Origin of the sequence: Clostridium sp. (assembly GCF_026168755.1) — a bacterium.
GTDB lineage: Bacteria > Bacillota > Clostridia > Clostridiales > Clostridiaceae > Clostridium.
On record NZ_JAPFDR010000004.1, the window covers coordinates 68983 to 92722 of the forward strand.

The window sequence follows — 23740 nt, forward strand, 5'->3', positions numbered from 1 at the left end:
ATTTAGGCTTGTATTTTTAATTGAATATTAAGAAAAACTAACAATAAACAATTAAAATTATAATATATAAGAGGTAAAAAAATGTTTATTCCTAAAAGAGTTATATTTGAAAAAGGTTCCTTAGATACTGAAGTTGTTAAAAATATTTATAATAAAATATAACCCTTATCTATAAAATACAGCTGTAATCATAAAATTAGTGCCATACTTTTCATTTTCTATAATTCCACTATCTCCCCATTTACCAAAGCCAGCTTCAACTGCTAAAGGTCTTAAATCTCCATAGATAGAAAATACTCCTTTAGACCATACTCTTTTATATCCATATCTTTTAACAAGTCTTTTAATTTCCTTTAAATTTTTATTTGCTATACTTCTAACCTTAAATATATCCTTGGAAACTTTAAAAAACTTTTTATAAAATAAAGTACTATCACAATAATGTGCAAATATTAAACAATTAGTATTATTGCTTATTTTTATATTGCCTTTAAGAATTACATTGTTACTCTCAGCTATTTTATATGCATCATTAATTAAAGAATTCATATTTATCTCTCCATATTAAACATATTTTCTTTTATTATTTACAATTCTTAACTGTTATATGTATAGGTTTATAATACTCTGCTTTCTGGAGCTTTGTTTGTCATAATAAATTTTTTTCTTTACAATTAATCTATACAAAAAAGAAGATTTTTTTTATAGATTATAAAATAAATATTAAAAAAAATTGCTATTATGACATATGATAGCATATATCATTATTTAAGATTATAAGGCATCTCTTATTGTCTAAAGCCTTAATATAAGTTAATATGATTTTGACTTTATATTATTATAAAGTTATACTTAACTTACAAGTTAATCAAAACAAGTTTGCAAAACATAATATCGCGGGGTGGAGCAGTTGGCAGCTCGTTGGGCTCATAACCCAAAGGTCGTAGGTTCAAGTCCTGCCTCCGCAACCAAAAATAAATCTTATATTTTCATAAGATTTATTTTTTTGCATAAATATTTAAGGGTATATACTGATTCTTTCTAGAAATCACTATATACCCTTTCTTATACCCTTAAAGTACTTTTTTAAATATACTAGCTATTAATTTCTTAGTTACTCCCACTGGGATATCTTCAAAATACAAGTTTTTATTTAAAGAATCATTATTCCAATATTTAAAATCAGCTATTGAAAAATCATCCTTCTTAGATAAACTTCTCCACACCTGAAACATAATAAGTGATTGCAATTTAGGTTCATGAAGCTTATGTGAATTTAACTCCTTACTAAATACTTTAGCACCTTTAATTATCTTATTTATATTTTTATTGCTTAATTCAGTGCCTCTATATGCTATAGGTAATGTTTGTATATAATTAATATTCCAATAACTCATTACTTTCTTAATATACTTTGCAGTACTAGTATGCCCAGCTCCTGCAGTTGTTGTAATTATTAATACTTTTTTATTATAAAACTTAGGTCTATGAAAATTATAAGACATATGATCTATAAAATTTTTTAATGTTCCTGATACCTGCATTGAGTAAACTGGAGTTGTAATAATAAAAGCATCTGCTGCTTCCATCTTTTTAACTATAGGTTCAATATATGATCTATGTGGACACTTTTTTTCACCGTTTTTTATACAATTAAAACAACCAATGCACATTGGAATTTTTTCTTTTGATAATTCAATAACTTCAAATTCAAAATTACCGTTCTTTTGCATTTCTTCTTTTACTCTGTTTAATACATCCCAAGTATTACCTCTTCGTGGACTTCCATGTATAATTAAACATTTCATTTAAAAACCTCTTAATTAGAATTATTTTCTATGAATATTATATTCATCTTATTCATTAAGATTATCATTGAAATTTAATACACTGTATTTTCTATATAGTTTTTCAATTATTATTATTTATAGTCTTAAAGCTTGTATTTATAAGTTGTTTCAGGTGTCTACCTTAGTTAAATTTTAGGGCGACACAAGGTCGACAGAGTCGACACTTATTTAATTACTTTCTATATATAATATATACTTAATTAGTTGATTTTTAATTTCTATACTCTACTTTTCATTACAAATTATAAAACTTTGACGTTCTTAGTTAAATTAAAATTAAATATCTATTAAATAACATTTTATTTACTCATATAATCTATTGTTGTATAATTTATATATATTTTACGTACGTAAGGAGAAAATATGATAAGTAACTTTTTTTATACATTCCCCGCTATAAAAGGAATTCAATCTTCAAAAGAATACTTTGTAATAATGTGTCCATTAAAAATATTATCAAAATTATTTATTTTTAATGAAGAAGAAATTCCTGCTGAATATAGATCACAAAGAATTTTAAATAAAAGTAGAATACCGGAAATAGCTAATTACATAATAAACAATCCTAAAGACTATGTATTTTCATCATTAACGGCATCAATAGACGGAGATTTTGAGTTTTCTTCATTTGATAAAAGCTTAAATAAAGATATAGGAGTTCTTAAGGTCTCTATGGATAGCAAACTACTTATAAATGATGGTCAACATAGACGAGCTGCTATTGAAGAAGCTTTAAAAGCAGCTCCAGAGCTATGTGAAGAAACTATTTCAGTAGTATTATTCATCGATGAAAATTTACAAAAAAGTCAACAAATTTTTGCTGATTTAAATAAACATGCTGTTAACGTATCAAAATCAATCGGTATTCTATATGACTCAAGAGATCCAATTGCAATAATAACTAAAAATCTATTAGATAGTAATGATTATTTAAAAAATTTTACTGATAAAGAAAATACATCACTACCTAAATATTCAGCAAAATTATTTATATTAAGCAGTATTTATGAAACAAATAAAAAACTACTTAATAAAATAAATGCAACTGATGAACAATCACAAAAATTTGTTTTTGAGTTTTGGAAATGTTTATGCGATAATATAAGTGAATGGATGTTCGTTTTCAATAAAGAAATTAGTGCTCATAACTTTAGAAATACATATATAAATTCTAATGGTGTTGTACTTGAGGCTATTGGAATTATAGGTAACTATTTATATAGTAATAACTACTCTGATTGGAAAGATTATATTGCTAAACTTAATTCAATAGATTGGAATAGAAGTAATCTTAAAGATTGGGAAAATAGAGTTATAGCTCCAAATGGTCGTATTGTAAAAAATGCAAGTTATGTTAAGTTAACTTGTTCATTAATAAAAACTAAAATCGGCCTTCCATTAACCAAAGACGAAGAAAAACTTGAAAGTGAATTTCAAAAATAGAAGGATGATTATATGACAACTAACGATATAAACATAAAAATAAATGAAGTAATAGAAGAAATGAAACTTGTTTATAAAAATGATAATAGACCTTGGATTATAGGATATAGTGGTGGTAAAGATAGTACTGCTGTTGTTCAGTTAGCTTTTACAATGCTAGAATCACTATCTCCAGAAGAAAGACATAAACCAATTTATGTAGTATCTTCTGATACACTAATTGAAAATCCTATAGTTCTAGGATATCTAAAAGAGGCTTCTCACTTAATCAATGAAGGTGCCAAAGCTAAAGGCTTACCTTTATATGCTGAAATGGTTCATCCAGATTATAATAATACATTCTGGACTAATATAATTGGTAAGGGGTTACCTACTCCAACTTCTATTAGATTTAGATGGTGTACAGAAAGACTTAAAATTAAACCATCTAATACTTTTATTGAAGAAAAGGTTAAAGAGAATGGTGAAGTTATTGTGTTACTTGGTGTTAGAAAAGCTGAAAGTATTGCAAGAAAGATAAGAATAGAAAATAGGGCTATTGATGGTTACTTACTAACTCCTCATGCTTCATTACAAAACACTTATGTATATAATCCAATTGTTGATTATACAACTGATGATGTTTGGAAAACTCTACTTTCTAATAATGGAGTAACTCCTTGGGGTGGAGATAATAATGAATTATTTGCCCTATATGCAGGTTCAGATGCTGGAGAGTGTCCTTTTACTATAACTAAAAATGCTAAAGGTGAAGTAGACTCCCCTTCATGCGGTAACTCAAGATTTGGTTGCTGGATATGTACGGTTGTTAAAGAAGATAAATCACTTACTGGTTTCATTAAAAATGGTGAAGATTGGCTAATGCCTCTTTTAGAATTTAGATCTTGGTTACTAAGCATAAGAGATAAACATGAATATAGACAACAATTTAGACGTAATGGTAATCATTATTACAAAAAATTATATTTAGAAGATTTACCTTTATTAACCGACTTAACCCTAGATAATGATTATATTTTCTCTGATAAAGAAAGTGGTAAAAAATATATAGATTTAAGAAATAATAAAAAAGATTTAGAAGCTGGTAAAAGAAAATCTACAGACAAAGAAAAAATATTCTTAGAGTTATTACCTCTAATTTCTAATTATCAATTAGATGAAAATAAAATATTTGATAAAGAAACTAAACCTTATATAAATGTTATTGGTTATGGTCCATTTAATTTCTTTGGTAGAAAAGAAATTTTAAAAGAATTATTAAAAACTCAATTAAAAATGAATGAATATATCGACTTTCCTCTTATAACTATTGAAGAATTAGAACAAATTGATAATATTTGGGATGATGAAGAAGATTTAACAAGAAGAAGTCTTGTTAATATTTATTATGAGGTTATGAAAGAAAAACTTCCATGGCATGATTTTAAGAAACCTATATTTGATACTGAAACATTAGATACTATAAAAAATCTAAATAAAGAATTTAATCTATCTGATAGCTTAATTAATAAACTGCTTATTGAAACAAATAAAGCTAAACATTTTACTAACAAAACAGTATTAGATAAATCAATATCAAAAGTCTTAAATCAAAGATATTTACACAAAAGCATAGTTGAGGAGATAGAAAATGATAATTAATAGTATAAAACTTAAAAACTTTAGATCCTATGAAGATGAAACTGAATTTTCTTTTTCTCCTAAAGAAAATAAAAATATAGTTTTAATTGGCGGAGAAAATGGAGCTGGTAAATCTACTTTATTCGAAGCAATAAAACTTTGTATATATGGCCCAATGAGTTATGGTTATATAGGAATTAATTCAAACTACTTAACTAAAATAAAAAATAATATAAATAATAATGCTTTTAAAAGTGATATTGTAAAATGTAATATATCATTATCTTTATCCTTTAAAGAAGGAACTCAAACTAATGAATATACTTTAAATAGAAACTGGGAATATATTAATCAAAAAATTGTTGAAAACTTTGACGTTATTAAAAATGGTACTATTCTAAATGAAGATGAGGTTAATTATTTTAATAGATATCTTCAATCAGTATTACCACCAAGTTTATTTGACTTCTTTTTCTTTGATGGTGAAGAACTTACCGAATTCTTTATAGGTAAAAATTCATCAAATAGCTTAAAAGATGCTGTTCTTCAACTATTTAATTATGATACTTTTAATATTTTAAAGAAACAACTACTTTCTTTCCAAAGAAATATGTCTAAAAATAATAATAGTTTAAATGATATTCAAACTATTTATGATGAATCATTAAATAGAGTTAAATTAGCTAAATCTAAAATAGATTTAATTAATTCTAATCTTAAAACTAAAGAGTTAGAACTTGATGAACTTTTAATGAAGAAAAATAATATTGATGAAGAATTTAAAAATTCTGGTGGTATATTAGAAAATGAACGTGCTGCAATAAATTCTAAAATTAACAAACTAGAAAATGAACGTTCAATCATAAATCAAGAAATTAAGGATTTCTGTAATGATATACTACCATTTTTAATCGTTAGTGATTTATTAAAGGATACTAAAAATCAAATTGAAAAAGAAGAAAATATCTCTTCATATAAAGCTGTAAAAGATAAATTATCAGGTGAAGTAATAAAAAAATCCTTTAATTCTATCTCTAATTTAAAAAATTCATCTGCTGATTTTGATGAAATTGCAGTAACTATATTAAATAATATGTTTAATGTTAAAGAGATAGAAAATATAAGTGAAATTTTATTATTATCTAATGATCAAAAAGCTAATGTTCTATCAACAATAACTTCAATTATCTCTAATAATGAAACTTATAAGAATTCATTAATAAGTAATTTTAATAAATTAAAATCTATTTCTATAGATCTTAAAGAATGTAGAGATAAATTAAACTCAACTATTTCAGGAGAGTTAGTTGAAAATTACCTTAAAGAAATAGAAGCTATTAATACTGTTATACTTAATACTCAAAATTCTATTTTAACATTAAAGCATGAGTTATATAATTCTAATCAAGAACTAAAAGTTGCTGAATATCATTATACTAGAGCTAAAAATCAATATACTTCATCATTACAAGATAATAATGTTTTAGAGTTATCAGGTAATGTTACAGAATATCTTGATGCTTTATTAGCTACATTAACTAAAGATAAGTTAAAATTAATTGAAGAAAACTTCATAAATATTTTTAAGACTATAATAAGAAAAAATGAATATGTTTCTAGTATCATAATTGATGATTCATTTGAATCTACATTATATGTTAATAGAATCTATAGTTCACTTGAAATACAAAATATTATTAGTAATTTAGGTATAAATGACATTTCTAAAAAATATGGTCTTATGTTCATAGAAGACTTATTAAATAAATATCCTGTTTCTTTTTTAAGTGAGTTAATGGAATACCTAAATGATAATCCAACTTGGGAAAATATCGAAGTAAGAACTAAAGTTAATGTTAATGACTTCTCAAAAGGTGAAAAGCAAATTTATATACTTTGCTTAATTTGGGCATTAATTAAAAGTTCCGGAGTTGAAGTTCCATTTATTATAGATACTCCTTATGCAAGAATAGACGAAAGTCATAGAAAAACATTAACAGTAGATTATTTACCTAATATAAGTAAGCAAGTAATAATTCTTTCTACAAATGAAGAAATTGACTCTAACTTATACAATGTAATTAAACCTTATATTTGTGATGAATATTTACTTTTATACAATGAAAGTGCAAGAAAAACTGAAGTTAAGAAAGGTTACTTTGAGGTGTAATTATGGGATTTAGACTTAAAACATCAAAAAAGACAAAAGATATATTTGAAGAAATAGGTTCTAGTAGTAACCTTAAACCATTTGCTTTATCAAAAATTGCTATAGCATTATCTTTAAATGATTCTGATTCAATTGACTTATATGCTGAAACTGATACAAACGGATTAGAATTACAAAGATCAACTGTTACTGGTGAATTTGATAATGTATATAAATCTTTAATGGAAGTTAATTTAAATAGACATTTAACAGATGATGAATATTACCCTTTATATACTAAAAAACATATAGATAAAGGTGCCGAAATACTTAAAAATCTTTATAAGTATTCTGGTGGTAATTTAGAGAAATTCCTAAGAATAATAACTCAAAAAGGAGATGAATCTATATGATATATTTAGATAATAGTTCCACTACTCCTATTGATCCTGAGGTTTTGGAAGCTATGCTTCCTTACCTTAAGGAGGAGTTTGGTAATCCATCTAGCCGACATTATACATTAGCTGTAAATGCAGAAAAAGCAGTTGAAAAGGCACGTGAACAAGTTGCTGCTCTTATTAATGCAAGATCTAATGAAATAATATTCACTAGTGGTGCTTCTGAAAGTAACAACTTTATTATTAAAGGTGTTGCTGATTATATGAAATACTATGAAGAAAAAGGTAATCATATTATAACTTCTACTGTTGAACATAAATCTGTATTACAAACTTGCAAATTTTTAAATGGTGAAGTGTTTAATAATAATCCTACAAAATCTGTAGCAAGTAGATTTATAAAGAAACAATCTATAAAAAAAGTTGATCGTGGCTTTGAAGTAGACTTTTTATCAGTAAATGAATATGGTCAAGTAAATGCTGAAAATTTTGAAAAATCTATTAAAGATAATACTATTTTAGCTTCATTTATTTACGGAAATAATGAAATAGGATCATTAAATGATATTAATACACTTGGTAAAATATCTAAAGAAAAAAATATATTATTTCATACTGATGCTACACAAGTGTTAGGTAAAATTGATATTGATGTTAATACTTTACCTGTTGATTTTATGTCATTCTCTGCACATAAGCTTTATGGTCCTAAAGGTGTCGGAGCTGCTTTTATAAGACAAAATGGCTTAACTAATTATAAAATGACTTCTTTAATTCATGGTGGTCAACAAGAATTTGGTTATAGAGCTGGAACTCATGGAGTTCATAATATAGTTGGTTTTGGTAAAGCTTGTGAAATCGCTAAAAGAGATATGAATGAATATATGAAAAAGATAGCCGATCTTGAAGTTGAAGCTAAGAAAATGATATTAGCTAAGTATCCTGGAACTGAATTTTTAGGTGATCCTGTTAATAATATTCCTGGAGTAATTGGAATGTTAATTCCTGGTATTGTTAATGAAATGTTTATTAAGGATTTATCTGATAAAGTTGCTATTTCTGCTGGTTCTGCTTGTGGAGTTAGTGAACCTTCTTATGTTGTTAAAGAAATAAATAAAAATAATAATAGCTCTAATTTTATTAGGCTATCACTTAATAAATATTTAATAAAATAATAGAAGCGAAGATATACTCGCTTCTATTATTCGCATTTTTCTACAAAGTTTTTCTCAAACTCTTCCTTAGTATATGTGAAAACCTCTTTAAAAAAATATCCTTTAAATTGATCTAATCCAAATAATATAAAATTTTCTTTAGCATGACTAAATAATCTCTTAGATAAATAATCTCTAGATTTTGATTGTTGTAATGATGACTTTTGTCTTTTAATCCCTTCGTCACATAATCCTGTTGGTCCATTTTGATCATATTTTTTTTTATTATATACTAAAATATAATTAATATTACTTCTACTAAATGAAATTGTATTATTAAATTCTATTTCACTATTTTTAAAATCTATATCAAACAATATAAATAAACTATCATATATCTTTTTATTAATATCAAAAACAATATTATTTCTAATACTTCCATTCTTAAACTCTATAAATGTCCATACGCCATCTTTTGATAGATATAATGCATCGTTAGATTTTGGATTAGGTTTAACATTTGACATATTATTTTTTATATAATTTTCTTTTACTTTATCAAAATCAATTACTTTTAAATTGCTATTAGTCATATATTCGTTATTATCATTATCATATGATACATCCTTTAATGTTGATATATTATTCCTTAGTTCATCTGGTAACCCCTCTAAATTATTACTACTATTCATCCTTTATTATTCCATTCCTTAAACTCTCTAAATATTGCATTGGTTCGGCTAATTTTTTATAAATTAATTCTATACTATTAGTCACATCTTTTACCTCAACTGAATAGTCTTCTGATATATCTGATAAATAATAATTTACTCTATCAGATACATTATGTTTAGCTGAAAAAACTTCAATTGCATCAATAAAATATGGACTATGTGTAGTTATAATAATAGTTAAATCAAATTGTTTTTGCAATAAAACAATTAACTCAGCATAGTAAATCTGCCACTGTGGATGTAAATGTATCTCTGGTTCATCTAAAATAAGAACATCTTTATCTTTAAGTGATCCCTTTTCTAATAACATTTTTATTAGTATAAAAGATTTTAACCCTGTTGAAAGATTATTCACATTAATTTGTTCTTTTAATTTACCTAAGCTATAATAATAATTTCCATCTGAACTTTTAGTAATATTCCCATCAACAACATCATTTAAAACGCTATATATTTCTAATAATTTCTGTTGAGCTGAAACACTTTCAAGAACACCTTGCATCATATCATCATTATCTACTCTCAATTCAGAAACTATATGACTTTTTAATACATTCTCGTTATAAATAAAACCAAATTCATTTAATTCATCTAACACAAATGGATTATCTATATAAAAAGCATTATTTAAAATATTATATGAAGTATCAAATGCTACACATTTATTATCCTTAAATTTTAGCTCCATAATCTTATCTTTAATTGTTAAATTAATTATAGATTCTGACTCTGATTCAATAACACTATTTATTTGTTGATAAAAAATATTTTGAAAATATCTTGAAATGTATTCTAGTTCAATTTCTTTATTTGGAACTTTAAGTATTTCATCAATCTTATTTACTAACTCTACTAATTCAGATCCAAATTGATGATTTTCATATATAGTATTATATTTTTTTATAGAATCATATATGAAATCGTATAATTCCTCAGTTTGTATTTGGTCTTCAATTGGAAATACATTATTTATTACATCTGAACTAATCCTATCTACAACTCTGCGTATATTTATTTTTTCGTTTGTTAGATTTTTCATATCAGCTTCTATAAGTAAATTAAATAGGTGCTTTCTTAAAAATAAAAGTATTTGCTTCTTTCTTTCATTTTCTATTTTATCATTCAAATTATGAATAGAATTAAATAAAGAAAATAAAGTTTTACCAATTGTACTTTTCCCAGTATTATTTTCCCCTGCAATTATTGTAATACCATCACATCTTATTTCTGATAATTTAATTTTAGCAAAACTTTTAAGTAGTAATTTCATTAATATATGCTCCTTTAATAATAATTTAATATTATTCTAGCATTATACTAAATAAATAACAACTAAAATAATATTTTTATCCTATTTAACTAATTCCCAAAAAGCCCTATCCTTCATAAATATAGGACTATCACTATCCCCCATCTTAACTAAACTATGATGCTTACTTAAACTCTTAATCCTATTACAAATTACCTCTTGCTCACTCTTAGATTGAACATTAAAAATATACTTTGCATTCTTAAGATTAATCTCAGCAACATTATGAACTATCCAAGTTAAAATATAATTAGCATAATCATTTTCATCAGTAGAGAAATGACTTAACAACTGAGTTGAAAGTATAGTTCCTACTCCAAACTCTCTACCTTCCTTAAGTATCTTCTTTAATGTTTCAAAATCCTTACTTAAGAAATTATCAGCTTCATCAACCAATATCATCTTATTTAACTGTCTTAAACTACCTTTAACTCCGCTATGTCCATGAGCTTGCATTTGTGAATAGAATAAATCTAATGTAATTGCAACAACTAAATTTTGAATATCTGGATCATATCCTGATAAATCTATTACTGTAACTCCATCAATTAACTCAAATAAACTCTTAGTTTGATGTGGATCTGGTTCAAATATTTCAAAGTCTATTAAATTACTAAATGCAGCATAAAGACTATCCTCTTTTAAATCTTCCCTACTTACGTAAATATCATAAACATCTCTCAATGTAGGAGCTGGATTATCCCAAGTATCTGGTTTACTTTTAATTATTCCTCTTTTCTCATAAGCTTCCATTATTAAATCCCTTAATAATGTTTCTTGCTTAATTCCAAGTCCAAATGCTTTAGCTAATGTAACCTTTAAACTATTAGCTGTATGAAGTGGTAACATTGGTTTAGAGTTTTTAGCTTTTATAACTGATAAAGGATTAAATGGTAAATGGTATAGTTCATATACATTTGCATTTGTAGCTTCAATAAAGTCTGTTTTATCCTTGTTGTAATCACCTTTATAGTCAAAAATTAATATTCCAACATCTTTACCATCAACATTATATTTTGACTCTCTATAAATTTGTGTAATCATTGATTTAGTAAATTGAGTTTTACCAGTTCCCATTGTTCCAATAATACCAGTATTAGTGTGGAACACTTTATCCGTATTATTTGGATACCAATAAACTTCTTTATTGTTTTTTTCATTAACTCCAAATAATATCTCCATATTTCTCTCATCCTTTGGAGCAACATATATAGAAGTAGGTGATTTACTTATTACTTCTGGTTGTGGTACATTATCTCTACTTCCATATTCTCCTCCATTTATTGGAGTTTTTGTAGTTGTTGGTTCTTCATAAATCTCTTTGCTTGATGGAATATTTTCATTAGGATGAAGCTCTATATTTTCTGAAGTTATTTCTATACCATTAACAATTTCTCTTATTTCCTTAACGCTTTTAGTTATAAAGTTAATTCCCTCTTCCTCAGACATTTCTATTATCATAACTTCATCTTCTACTCTAATATCATTAAATGTTACGCCCTTTTTAAATGATATTACTGCAGCTTTTCCAATTGATTTATCAAAAGAATTACTTATTTCATATTCTTCATTAAGTAATCTTCTTCTTAAATCAGTATCAATTACTTGAATCCAATTTTCCTCATCACAAACATTATATAAATTTAACTTTTCTGCACTAGTTATAACTAATTGCATTAAAAAGTTTCTATATACCTTTTGAGTACTTGTTAAATCACCATTTTCATCTGGTAATAGAGTTTTATTAAATATATTTTTAGTTGTTTTTGCTTGTTCAATTCCCTTTTGTATATAAGTTGAATTGTTTTCTCCTATTTTAACTTCTACTGGATAATAATGAACAAATACTTCATTATTTATAGTTTCTATTCCAACAAGTAAAAGATCATCACTTGTTACACCTGCTTCAAATCCTAAGTTCTTAGCAGAGAAAAATCCTTCACTTTGCTTTAATCCACCTCCACCAGATACTCTTAATACCTCTTCTAAAGATATAGGAACCCAAATAATGTTGTCCTTCTTAAATTCAGCAAGAGCTAATTTTATTGCAGAAAGTATACTTATCTTTTCCTTAGGGAAATGTGATTTACTTGATAATAATCTTAACAACCAATCTCCATTTACTGCATTAAACATGTTTATTACTGCTGGTGAATAATCCTGTGCATTTTCAATTCCCTTTTTAGTTAAAAACTCTTCTATAACTCTTTGATAAGGCCCAGACTTTCTAGTAACAGTTATAGCATCATATCCTCCTGCTGTAGTATATTGATCACTATAATGAATAATAAGTAAATCCTTAGCCTTAGGATCATTTTTAAAGAAGTTTAAATCAACTTTTGGATCAATAAAAGTAATCCAATGACTTGCATCATATATTTTATCTAAAGTTGTTTTACTATTATTAGGCACTGATATAGCCTTACATTGATTACTATTAAATGGCTCTCCAGCTGAACAAGCATTAACAGCATTTAATCTTATTGCTATATTCATTAGCTTATTATCTTTATTTGTATACTTAGTACCAAATCCAGTTCTATATGAATCACCTAAAAATACTGAAGGCACTCCTGAAATCATTCCATTTAATATAACTCCTGATGGTATATCATCCATATTAGAAGTAACTTTTTTGGCTTCATTATTCATCTCTAAGAAAGTTATATGAGAATACTCTATACCATCCTCTAATTTCTTCGTATAGAAATGTACCTTTTCTCTATAAAGATTTAACACATCTTCTTCTGACATATTGTCAACCTTTAAATCCAAATTATAAACTTCTTTTAAATTATTAATATTTTCATTAAATGCAACTTCTTCAAAAGCATTAGTTATATTCTTATTTGAATATATAAATAAATCCATTGGTAATACTTCTTTAGCTTTATCACTATTAAGTTGTTTTACATAATACTTAAATATACCTTGAAGTATTTCTTTACTATCACCTGTATTAATTAAGTTAATTCTTATAGGTGCATTTCCCATTTCAAACATATATTTAAAATGTCCTACAAATTCATCTAACTTTTCACTAACTAATTTTGAAACAAAATCTCTTGAACTTTTATATCTTGGAAGATTTTCATCTACATAATACTTCCATTCTGGAGTATGTTGTTGCTCCATAGGTATATATAGCTTGTCATTTTCATCAACTATATAAGGTAAAAGATATGTTGAAGTAAACTTCTTTAATACTTCATCAGACATAGTATCATCATCAATACAATTAATTAGATGTAACTGATATGCTATATTTAATGGATGTAATGATGTAAATATTAACTCTCTATCCTCAATCTCTCTTTTTATTGTCCCTATTTTAAATAAGTTCTTTTCAGATTGTGTTAGGTAAGAACCTTCTTCTATATTATTTAATGCTTTTATATATACATTAATAAAATCTCCATATAAACTCTTTAAATCCTCATTTAAATAAGTTAAACTCGGTAATTTTTTAGAAGCTCTATAATATTCTAATATACTATAATATGACTTCCTAACATCATTATTTAAATCTAATTCTATAGATTCAAGTCCATCTGCTGTATCAATGAAACTCAAGCCTTCCATATCTATAATTTGTTTTTCTAAACTTAAGTTTTTCCTAAACTCATCTCTAGTAAAATATTCTCTAGTTCCATGTTGTAATTTATTATCACCTATTAATTTAAAGTCACTGCTCTTTTCTCTTTTTAATTTCCATACCTTAAATCCTTCTATAGGTGCTACTTTTTCTGTAGTTCCTACTATACCAACAGGAATTAACTCATTTCCTATTTTCAACTTAAATCTAACTAAATCACTATCATCTTCATAATCAAAGTTTTCACTTATCTTAATAGTTAACTTTTCATCACTTTCAATATTTATGACATCATTATTAGAATCTATTTCATAATTAGTAATATCACCTTCTGCAAATTCATTAAATGTTATAGACGAGTCATTAGTATTAACTGAAATGTATTGTTCATTATTTTTAATAACTAATGAAAATTTAGCTTTTATACTTTCAAAGTACTTCTCATTACATTTAAGCATAACAATTTTAAACTCAAATTTTACTTTTTCATCTTTATAAATAACTTTATAAAAATTAGATTTTCCTTCTATATCTTTTATTTTTACTTTTAATTTTTTGCCTGAAGTTGAAGCTTCCACTTCACCTTCTGTTTTATAGATGTACTCTTTCTTTAAATAATCATCAAACAAAAACTCTAAATCTATAGTTTCACTTCTATTTTCATTAAATACTATTATATTTCTTATTCTTGATTTTGCCTTTGATCTTCCTTCTTCTTTATCCCAATCTTGGGATGAAGATAGATATTCTAAGGGTTTAATTAGCTTCTTTTCATCAACAGATTTTTTAACATCCTTATATTCAACATCTTTCCAATCACTACCCTTAAGCTTGTCTATACCTTTTTCCTCAAAATATTTTTCCAATTGAGTTTCTGGGGTTCCATAATTGTGTATCTCATCTACCCTATTAAAATATAAAGCATTATCTTTTATTCTATTTTTTAATTCTTTTCCTTCAAATTCACTTAGCTTACTATCATAAAACAATCCAAAATCTTTATATTGTTCTCTATTAATACAGCCCTTATTTAAAATATCTAAAACTTCTCTATATTCAAATATAGAATTATTATCCTTAAATAAAATATTCTTTTTTCTATCTAAATCTATATTAATAATCTCTTTATCTACTTCAGTAAAAGAAGAACCTTCTAACTTTGACTTAATATCTCTTTGTATAGAATCTATATGAAAAGGCATTCCCTCTTTTGCAAAAGATTCTGTTCCTCCCATAATACTATCTAAAGTAGTATTATGTATAAATAAAATTGCTTTAGTTTCATATCCACTTTCCATCCCAACCATATTTCTTAATCTGGTTAAAAAGTCTGGTTGAACATCATGTCTTGTTGCTGATACTATTAATTGAACTCCATTGAAATCTAATTGATACGAATTATATTTAACTTCTCCCCTTGGATCTTTATACTCATAATCCATATAATAAGTATTGTCTTTTAACTTTTCATATAATTCTCTTACCTCTTCCTCTTTTTCAAACTGAATATTATATTTTGATCCAGGATTTAAAGGATTAACTATAAAAAAATTTATTATTCTTTCTGCTAAATAACTATAAAACTGATCTGACATATTGTGCATCCCCACTATCTGATTTCTTTTCTAATAAATTTAGTTTTTCATATACTTGTATAATTTTCGTTTTTGAATCCCTATCAAAAAATAAACCTCTTAACTCAAATTCATCAAACAAATTTTTAAGCTTAATTTTTTTGTTATTATTTACACATATTTTAGTCATTAGAATAATATCATCTTCTGTTATATTTAGGTTATATCCTAATTGACCTCTTCTTTTTGCAAAATTACTATGTATAAACTTTAAGAAACAATTACTATACTTACTATTTGATTCTCCTCTAGTAGATTTTGAAAATTGAAATTCTATTGCATCAAAAAGCTCATATATTTTATCATATGCACTATTTCCACTACTATCTCTATTACTCTTAAAATTACTCCAATCTATTCCTTTATTTCTACGTTCCATATACTCTTTTATTAATTCGTTTATATTAGATTCTAAATTCTCATCAGCTTTTTTAAATTCATCAAATAATTCTATGTAACCCAATTGCCTTCCTAGATTATGATAATTTAAAAACTCTAATGTTATTGCATGAGAAAATAGAGAGCTTACACTTCCTCTTAATTTTTCTAATCCAAATTGATAAGCTGTTCTATTTTTCGATGTGCTTTCCCAATCCAATGTATAATATAATACATCAGCCTTGCTCATATCTGCTTTCTCAAAACTTTTAAGCTTCATCGCTAATTGAGATACATAGAACATATAATAATATTTCAATAGTCTTTTAAGTGAATTTTTATATAATTCTTCATTGCTTAATATAAATTTTAAATCATGTACAAATAATTCTCTTACAAATGGCAAATAACAAAAATATTCATTTATTGAATACTCTTTGTTTTTTAAATCTGGTAATGCCTTAAGTGCAAGCTTATAAAGTACATTATCAGCTTCTTTATTGTATAAATTTTCAACATCTTTATTTAATCTATCATCAAACAAAACTGAATATAAAAATTTAGATATTTTTTCATCAACTGCTGAAGATGAAATATAATTAATTGTTTTAACATCAAAATCAACTAGTTTTTTATTATCTATAAACATAGTTTTTATAATATCTTTGAATGCCTCTTTACTTGAATTACCTTCAAACTCTCCAATTAATTCAACTATTTCATTTATAAAATTATCTGAGTTGAATTCTTCTTCAAAGTCTTTATTAGATATCATTCTTGAAAAAGATCCTAGTACTCCACTAAAATCAGATACTAGTGTCTTTTCATTTGTATCATAAGGCAATAATTTAAATTTGCTACACTGTTTATGTGTTAAACTATTTTCTGTGAACTTAAAAGCACTACTTATTTCTTTTAATTTTATATTATATTTTATTTCTTCAGCCATACCTAAATCTCCATAAATCTATATATTTCAAATTCTTCATCAAACTCTAATCTATACTTTTTATTTTCTTCTCTGTTTTTCTCTGTAAATATTAATTTACTATTTTGAGATCCTGCACATTCTATTTTATTTATGAATTCAATGAATTTAATAAAATGATTTTTATCCTTTTTATTAGGTCTATAACCATTTCTAACTCTTATTAATAACTCATATAATGAATAATCTATATCTATACTACAAGACCTATCTAACTTATCGCCTTTATATCTAATATCCATTTCTGTTAAAAATTTTATAATATCGCTATCCTTATTATCTGGTAAATTACTTGCATCAGCTTTTAACTCTATCTCTTCACTTACTTTATATTTAACTTGATTCTTACCAACAAAGATATTAATATGATTCTTTTCAGCTTCACCATTCCACTTTAAAATACCATCTTTAATTTCTCTATATAATCCAATAAGCTTAGCTTTATCTCCTTTATTCCAAAAGTATAAGTACTTTATAAAATCTTCATATACTTCATCATTTAAAGAAAATAACTCACCTTTTCCACAAAAATAATAGCTTCTTATAAATAACTTTAATAAATTAGTTTTTATTCTTCTACCTTCTAACTCATCAAAATTAACGTTATTTATTTTTTCTATATATCCCTTTGGATAATCTATATATTCATCAAAAAATTGTATTAATTCTGTTGAATTATTAAACTTAATAATAAAATCATCTATTTTTTCATTTCTAACATTTAAAGGATCTAAAGTACTTAATGCATTAAATATAAATGATAATTCTTTATGATCAAAAATTATATTAGGTGTTAAAGAGTTAATATACTCCTCATTCTTAAGCTTACCTATTTTATCTTTAAACATAGGAGAATTTACATCTATATATGACCTAGCTATTATTAAATCATACATGAAATTTAATAAAGCTCTTGTTGAAATTATTATTTTTCTCTTTATAATACATTGCACTAATAAATCTACTATTGCATTTTGAACATTATCTTCACTTATTAATTCATAATTAGCTTTAATAGGACACTTATCTTTGTTCTTACAAGTACTACAATTTTCTTTATATGAATTATAAAAATCATTTATCTCTGATCGATTAGTTATTTTATTTATTAATTCTTTTATATATTTTGATTGTACTTTGCCATCTTTTAATGTATATAAATTATAATCACTAAAGTTAATAAACTGAATATTACTAAATGAATCAAACTTATTTTCAATTATACTTTTTTCTAGTATCTTTTTACTTTCAACATACTTTTGTAATACTGTAAATCTTTTTCCATATTCCGAATCTATAAAATTATTTAAGGTCCCAAGGTTAATTGCTAAAATTAATTTTTCACTACTTGTCTCTATTTTTTCATCACTAAAATTATCTAGAACATCATTTAATGTATCCATTGATGTTTTATTTGGCTCTAAACTTTCTGTAGCATCATTATGTAGTGTAAAATTACTAATTACATCAGGGTATTTATTTTTAAAATATGAAATTATGTGAGATTTACCATCACCAACACTACCACAAACTAAAATTAATTGAGCACTATTTTCTTGGTCAGCTTCTAATATTATTTGTTGTAATTCATCCTGTACATCTCTATTTACATGCATATATGTTTTGAATTTACTAAATGTATTCAATCCTTCTACAGCCTCTTTTGATGATTCCTTTAACTTAGATAACTCTTGAATAAGACATTCTTTTTTAGCTTCCTTAGTAACTGCAACTTCTACAGACTTCTCTACATCATCTACAATATTTAAACTATTAACTTTCTCCTGTCTTATATCACTATTTTCTGATACTTCTTTATTATTAATATGTAATAGATGATCCATCTTACTTATTAATTTCGTTAAAATACTTGAATGTTCTTTATCTACTTTAGTATCATTTATTGGTTTTGGACTCTTATATATAGGTGATTTAAAATTATAATCTATATATGTTTCAATAAACCAACAAGTTATCTTATATATATAGTTATGTATATTTAATGCAAGTACTAACTCTGTTTCTACTTCATCATGAGTAGCTCTATTACCGATTTTTCTTACTTTATAAAAATATTCTCCAATATCACTATCTAATATTCCATTTCTACTTAATGAGCTTAGTCTATCGGCTAAGTTCCCATTATTTAAGCTCTCCATATTTTCTAATTTAGCTATTTCTACACTTAACTTTTCTATATAAACTCTTGATTTTACTATTACACTATATGGTTCTGTAAAAACTAATTTATCTATATCTGTACCCAAACTATAAAGTTCTTGATATTCTTTTTCTAAATACTTAAAAATATTTATATCCACAATTTAACTCCTTTTTATCTAATTTAATAATATATTTTTATCAAACAATATTCTAAATATAATTATTCTATTTGTATTATTATTTAATTATACTTTAATACATTTAATTTATATGTCAAATATTGTCGAATCGCAAATTAAATATTGTTTTATTCTTATATAAATATAAAAAGATAATAGTTCACTTATTAATAAAATTTATATACTTATGTATATAATAGAAATAATTTATTTTAAATAAAATAGAACCTATATAGATAGACACTTATAAAAGAAAATCCACCTATATAGGTTCCAATTTAAAATTCATACATTCATAGTTTTCATCTATATTTTCGGAGTTATACCTTAACTTCCCTCGCTTAAGCAATGTATCCATATAAGGTTTATAATCAAGCTTAATATTACTATAAATAACTCTAACTTGATCACTGTCCTGTTCAATTCTAGCACTATCTTGAATGTCACTAGAATCAATTTTTTCAACAGCCATATCTCCATCTTTTTTATCAACTATTCTATTAGACTGCGCTAACAAAACAATACTATTATCCTCATGAATTATCTAAAGACCAAAATCATACTCATGTAACATTTTTTCTATGGTAGTTTCATATATTGAGCATAAATCCAAATTAGGTTGTATTGTTATAAATCTTATTTTTCTACACTCCATCCTAGATAAAAATTTATCTATAACTCCTATTCCTAAAAACTACATCACAAGTTTTTGGAATAAAATCATCACCATAAGGTACTTCTACAGTTTCATTAAATAATATCCTTACATTTTAACTTTGCATTTCATCTATTCTGTCAACTATTACTTTAAAAGATATAAATTTAACACTTTTTTCTTATAAAATTTAAAGGCAGTAATAAGACTTGATTCTTTCACAATCCTTATTACTACCTATTCTTAATATATATTCCTTAATTCACACACCCACATATTATTATTCTTGAATTTGAGATAATTCAGTTACATAGAAATTTCTAGTATTTGCACTAAGTAAATCTGCAATTAATGTAGCTACTGCTTGAACTTTTTCAATCTCTGCATTTGCTAATAAGGTACCTATTTTCTTTTTTATAAAGGTTGTATTCCCATCCTTATCGCTTCCTGATTGTACTTCAATTGATAGTACTGTGCTTTCTAAAGCTTTGTTTGCCATAATAAATTCCCCCATTTCATTTTAAATTCTACAAATGTATTGTAAATACCTCAAATTCACTTGTATCATTTGATTTTAACAATCTATAGTTCTATTATATATTAATTTATATAATTATTTTTTATTATATATTATTAATGTACAATCAATTGATGTTTATCAAAGGCCTCTATCCTATCAATCACTCTACTTAATCCAACACCATCTTTTTCTTGTGATAAAATTGCCGTTTCCCAATAAAACTTAGAGTCTATGATGTAAATTCTAAAGCTGCTTTCTTTTGTGATACCATAAGTATTTTTTTACTATTACTTAAATATTGTGAAACTATATTTACTATAGTTTGTGACTTACCTGTTCCCGGTGGTCCATAAATAACTAGTTGTGAATTTTCTTGTGCCCTCTTTACAGCTATTTCTTGACTATAGTCTAAATCTAAAATAATTAACTGCACCTTCTATAAAATTATCTCCAAATACTGATAAATCACTATATTCAGTATCAATATCTATATATATTTCTCCATTCTCACATATATAAACAAAGCAGCTACAATAATTTTGTAACTACTCTTAAATTTAATTTTGTGATATTTTTAAAATATATTCTTTTTCTTTAATTAAAATCTATATCTATTCTATATACCTAAACACTATATCCATATTACTTAGCTTTTTATTAACCCTAACCTTATACTTAAAATTCTTACTTTCTATAAATATTAAAGTCATAACTTCCCATAATAATACCGTTCCTCCTGAATTCAATAATGATGTAATTAATTATTTGTTTATTTTATAATTTAACTTTACCAATTCAGATGATGATTCTAAAAATATATCTAAATAAATAATTTCTGAGTGGCAAAATTTAATTATATCTGCTTCTGCTATATCTCTCTTATAATAATCATGAGTAAATCTATTTCTAAGTGTTATACATTTAATTAAAAATTCACATAAATAATCATCCATTAACCCTTCTGTAGTTGCTGATTTAACTAAGTCAACACCACTTAACCTTGGATTATATCTATCATTTATAACTAAATACGTTTCGCATATATCAATTATATATTCAGTAAAATCAGAAAAATATCCTGTCATCCCTCTTGCTATAATTTCATTTTGATCTAAACAATATAACTGAACAGCTTTTCTTATTTTAATTAAAAATTCATGTGCACTATTAAATTTTTCACTTAAACGTTCTTTTTTATATCTATAATATACCATATTTTGATTCCCAATCCTCTCTAACTAACTTAATTAAGTTTTCATTAACTCGATTAAACTTACTTATATACATTAAAAAATCATAATGTAAATCAATATTAAAGATTAATTTATCTTTATAATCTATATAAATATCAGCAAACACTGTATCAAAACTATTAAGTCCAATAAAAGTAAAGTGTATATCATCATAATTAAAGTATTTTTGTAATACTTCCCTATATCTATTCTCTATTTCAAATTCAATATTAAAGTCATTTCTCTTTACTAAGGCTAAAATATCAATATCACTTTTTCCTTCAAACCAATATTTAGTATTATAACTTCCAAACAAAGTTAAAGATATTAAATTTTCATTATTATTTACTAGCTTTAAATTAGATAATAACTTTTCCATTTTCCACCTCATAAAATGTTGACTTTAGTTAAGTATATCAAAGCTTTCTACCATTTTCAATTTAATACTTTTTTATTAAATCTAAATACTCATCTATTAATAATTCTTGATATGCTGCTCTTTTGTTTATTCTTAATTCCCTAATCACTTCATCTAACTCACTACAATTAATTTTATTTAATTGACTCATACTCTTTTCTTCAATAATATTATTAGACATAGTATTTATATAACTTTCCCTAGTATAATTTAAAAACCTAACCTTATCCTTATATCTTTTCTTAAGCTTATATGCAATCATTAAACCTTCCGGGTCAAAATCCCCTGCATAATATATATTTTTTAAATTTCTAATTTTATTAAGTACTATGTATGAAGATAAATTTAATTGTCCACTAGTACAAATCAATGAAATATTATCACCCTTCTCCTTTAATATCTTATGAAAAACTGCAGGATTTTCAAATATAAAAACTGTATTATTTACAGCCTTTAAATAATCAACTTTCAATAAATTACTTATAGATATTTGTAAAGGCTCTCTCCATAAATTAAAACTATTAACAGCTGTAACTTCACTATTATCTTTTTCAAAAGCATTTAATCCATAAATAGTTGTATGATTTGATATTTCATCTTTTAATATCCCAACTTCATAATATGCCTCATTAATTTCATTTATATCTTTAGGCTCATCCTTATTAATAATAAATGATATAGCCTTTATAAATAGTCTTCCTGTAAATTTATTAATATCAAAAAAATGAGAATCCCTTGTATTTACTGCTGAAAATACTGCTATATTTTCATATTCATTATTTAAATATGGAAGTTTATTTAGCGAATTAATTGTTAAAATTATTCTTTTATTTAATTCTTCTAATTTATTTATTTCCTTTTCACTTTTATATTTCCTTATAATAATGTTATATCCGTATTTTTTCTTATCTAAAATTTCAATAAACCATTGTCTACCAATACCATTATCACAAGATTTTAATATATCTTCATAAAATTTTTCTTCTTGCTCTTTTTCTTCATCTTTAATTTCTTTATTAGTCTTTAGTTCTTTCCCAACTACTTTAACTAACAACTCTTCAAAGCTATACTCTTTTAATTTTCTATTAAATAATTCTCTAACTGTAGCAGATTTTATCTTAGCTTTTCCTTCAATTAATGCCTTAGAGTCAAAATTAGATAGTATTCGTCTTTCTTCAGTAGTGGCAGCTTTTAAAGTAAAGCTGCCTGTAATTTTTCCATACTTTTTATATTTACTATATACTTCTAAAAATATTTTTTTATAAATCTTATTGCTATTTATTAAATCTAATGATTCCTTCATATAAATCTTCCTATTTCT

At 24.8% G+C, this 23740-nt stretch carries 18 protein-coding genes and 1 tRNA gene; 6 read left to right on the plus strand and 13 right to left on the minus strand.

What is annotated here, in order from left to right; all coding sequences use genetic code 11:
* Nucleotides 1-165 precede the first annotated feature (165 nt).
* Nucleotides 166-549: a hypothetical protein gene (locus Q0Y03_RS02955; protein WP_297712347.1), complete on the minus strand. Its 384-nt coding sequence runs from the start codon at nucleotides 547-549 to the stop codon at nucleotides 166-168.
* A gap of 346 nt (nucleotides 550-895) precedes the next feature.
* Between Q0Y03_RS02955 and Q0Y03_RS02960 the strand changes: the two genes are divergently transcribed.
* Nucleotides 896-971 (plus strand) — tRNA-Met (locus tag Q0Y03_RS02960).
* A gap of 102 nt (nucleotides 972-1073) precedes the next feature.
* Here the strand turns inward: Q0Y03_RS02960 and Q0Y03_RS02965 are convergent.
* Nucleotides 1074-1808 (minus strand): NAD(P)H-dependent oxidoreductase, encoded by a 735-nt coding sequence (locus Q0Y03_RS02965; RefSeq protein WP_297712348.1) that lies wholly within the window; start codon nucleotides 1806-1808, stop codon nucleotides 1074-1076.
* A gap of 405 nt (nucleotides 1809-2213) precedes the next feature.
* Between Q0Y03_RS02965 and dndB the strand changes: the two genes are divergently transcribed.
* The 5 genes from dndB to Q0Y03_RS02990 are packed head-to-tail and all read left to right on the plus strand — an operon-like array spanning nucleotide 2214 to nucleotide 8635.
* Nucleotides 2214-3293 (plus strand): DNA sulfur modification protein DndB, encoded by a 1080-nt coding sequence (dndB, locus tag Q0Y03_RS02970; protein ID WP_297712349.1) that lies wholly within the window; start codon nucleotides 2214-2216, stop codon nucleotides 3291-3293.
* Nucleotides 3294-3305: 12 nt separating this feature from the next.
* Nucleotides 3306-4934, plus strand: a complete 1629-nt coding sequence (gene dndC, locus Q0Y03_RS02975) for a DNA phosphorothioation system sulfurtransferase DndC (protein WP_297712350.1) — start codon at nucleotides 3306-3308, stop codon at nucleotides 4932-4934.
* Entirely contained in the window at nucleotides 4924-7083 is a 2160-nt protein-coding gene (dndD, locus tag Q0Y03_RS02980) for a DNA sulfur modification protein DndD (RefSeq protein ID WP_297712351.1), read from the plus strand. The genes dndC and dndD overlap by 11 nt, the downstream gene beginning before the upstream one ends.
* Nucleotides 7084-7085: 2 nt before the next feature.
* Nucleotides 7086-7475 (plus strand): DndE family protein, encoded by a 390-nt coding sequence (locus tag Q0Y03_RS02985; protein WP_297712352.1) that lies wholly within the window; start codon nucleotides 7086-7088, stop codon nucleotides 7473-7475.
* Nucleotides 7472-8635: a cysteine desulfurase family protein gene (locus Q0Y03_RS02990; RefSeq protein ID WP_297712353.1), complete on the plus strand. Its 1164-nt coding sequence runs from the start codon at nucleotides 7472-7474 to the stop codon at nucleotides 8633-8635. The genes Q0Y03_RS02985 and Q0Y03_RS02990 overlap by 4 nt, the downstream gene beginning before the upstream one ends.
* A 26-nt stretch (nucleotides 8636-8661) precedes the next feature.
* Here the strand turns inward: Q0Y03_RS02990 and Q0Y03_RS02995 are convergent, their stop codons facing one another.
* From Q0Y03_RS02995 to Q0Y03_RS03045, 11 genes are all read right to left on the minus strand, one after another.
* Nucleotides 8662-9306 (minus strand): hypothetical protein, encoded by a 645-nt coding sequence (locus Q0Y03_RS02995; RefSeq protein ID WP_297712354.1) that lies wholly within the window; start codon nucleotides 9304-9306, stop codon nucleotides 8662-8664.
* Nucleotides 9299-10618, minus strand: a complete 1320-nt coding sequence (locus Q0Y03_RS03000; RefSeq protein ID WP_297712355.1) for an AAA family ATPase — start codon at nucleotides 10616-10618, stop codon at nucleotides 9299-9301. Before Q0Y03_RS03000 ends, Q0Y03_RS02995 begins: the two co-directional genes overlap by 8 nt.
* Before the next feature lie 81 nt (nucleotides 10619-10699).
* Nucleotides 10700-15847, minus strand: coding sequence for a DNA phosphorothioation-dependent restriction protein DptH (gene dptH, locus Q0Y03_RS03005; RefSeq protein WP_297712356.1), 5148 nt, complete (start codon nucleotides 15845-15847; stop codon nucleotides 10700-10702).
* Nucleotides 15828-17213, minus strand: a complete 1386-nt coding sequence (gene dptG, locus Q0Y03_RS03010; protein WP_297712357.1) for a DNA phosphorothioation-dependent restriction protein DptG — start codon at nucleotides 17211-17213, stop codon at nucleotides 15828-15830. Before dptG ends, dptH begins: the two co-directional genes overlap by 20 nt.
* 2 nt (nucleotides 17214-17215) lie before the next feature.
* The gene (gene dptF, locus Q0Y03_RS03015) at nucleotides 17216-19573 is read right to left on the minus strand and encodes a DNA phosphorothioation-dependent restriction protein DptF (protein ID WP_297712358.1); all 2358 of its coding nucleotides are present in this window, start codon (nucleotides 19571-19573) and stop codon (nucleotides 17216-17218) included.
* A gap of 283 nt (nucleotides 19574-19856) precedes the next feature.
* Entirely contained in the window at nucleotides 19857-20111 is a 255-nt protein-coding gene (locus tag Q0Y03_RS03020; protein ID WP_297712359.1) for a hypothetical protein, read from the minus strand.
* A gap of 418 nt (nucleotides 20112-20529) precedes the next feature.
* On the minus strand, nucleotides 20530-20748 hold the full coding sequence (locus Q0Y03_RS03025; protein WP_297712360.1) for a DUF1659 domain-containing protein: 219 nt from the start codon (nucleotides 20746-20748) through the stop codon (nucleotides 20530-20532).
* 250 nt (nucleotides 20749-20998) lie between these two features.
* Complete coding sequence (locus tag Q0Y03_RS03030; protein ID WP_297712361.1) at nucleotides 20999-21202, minus strand: AAA domain-containing protein; 204 nt, start codon at nucleotides 21200-21202, stop codon at nucleotides 20999-21001.
* Nucleotides 21203-21530: 328 nt separating this feature from the next.
* A complete protein-coding gene (locus Q0Y03_RS03035; RefSeq protein WP_297712362.1) occupies nucleotides 21531-21983 on the minus strand; it encodes a hypothetical protein in 453 nt (150 codons plus the stop codon).
* Nucleotides 21970-22380 carry a nucleotidyltransferase domain-containing protein gene (locus tag Q0Y03_RS03040; protein ID WP_297712363.1) on the minus strand — a complete coding sequence of 137 codons (411 nt, stop codon included), beginning with the start codon at nucleotides 22378-22380 and terminating at the stop codon, nucleotides 21970-21972. Before Q0Y03_RS03040 ends, Q0Y03_RS03035 begins: the two co-directional genes overlap by 14 nt.
* A gap of 61 nt (nucleotides 22381-22441) precedes the next feature.
* Nucleotides 22442-23722: a TIGR02679 domain-containing protein gene (locus tag Q0Y03_RS03045; RefSeq protein WP_297712364.1), complete on the minus strand. Its 1281-nt coding sequence runs from the start codon at nucleotides 23720-23722 to the stop codon at nucleotides 22442-22444.
* Between the last annotated feature and the right edge of the window lie 18 nt (nucleotides 23723-23740).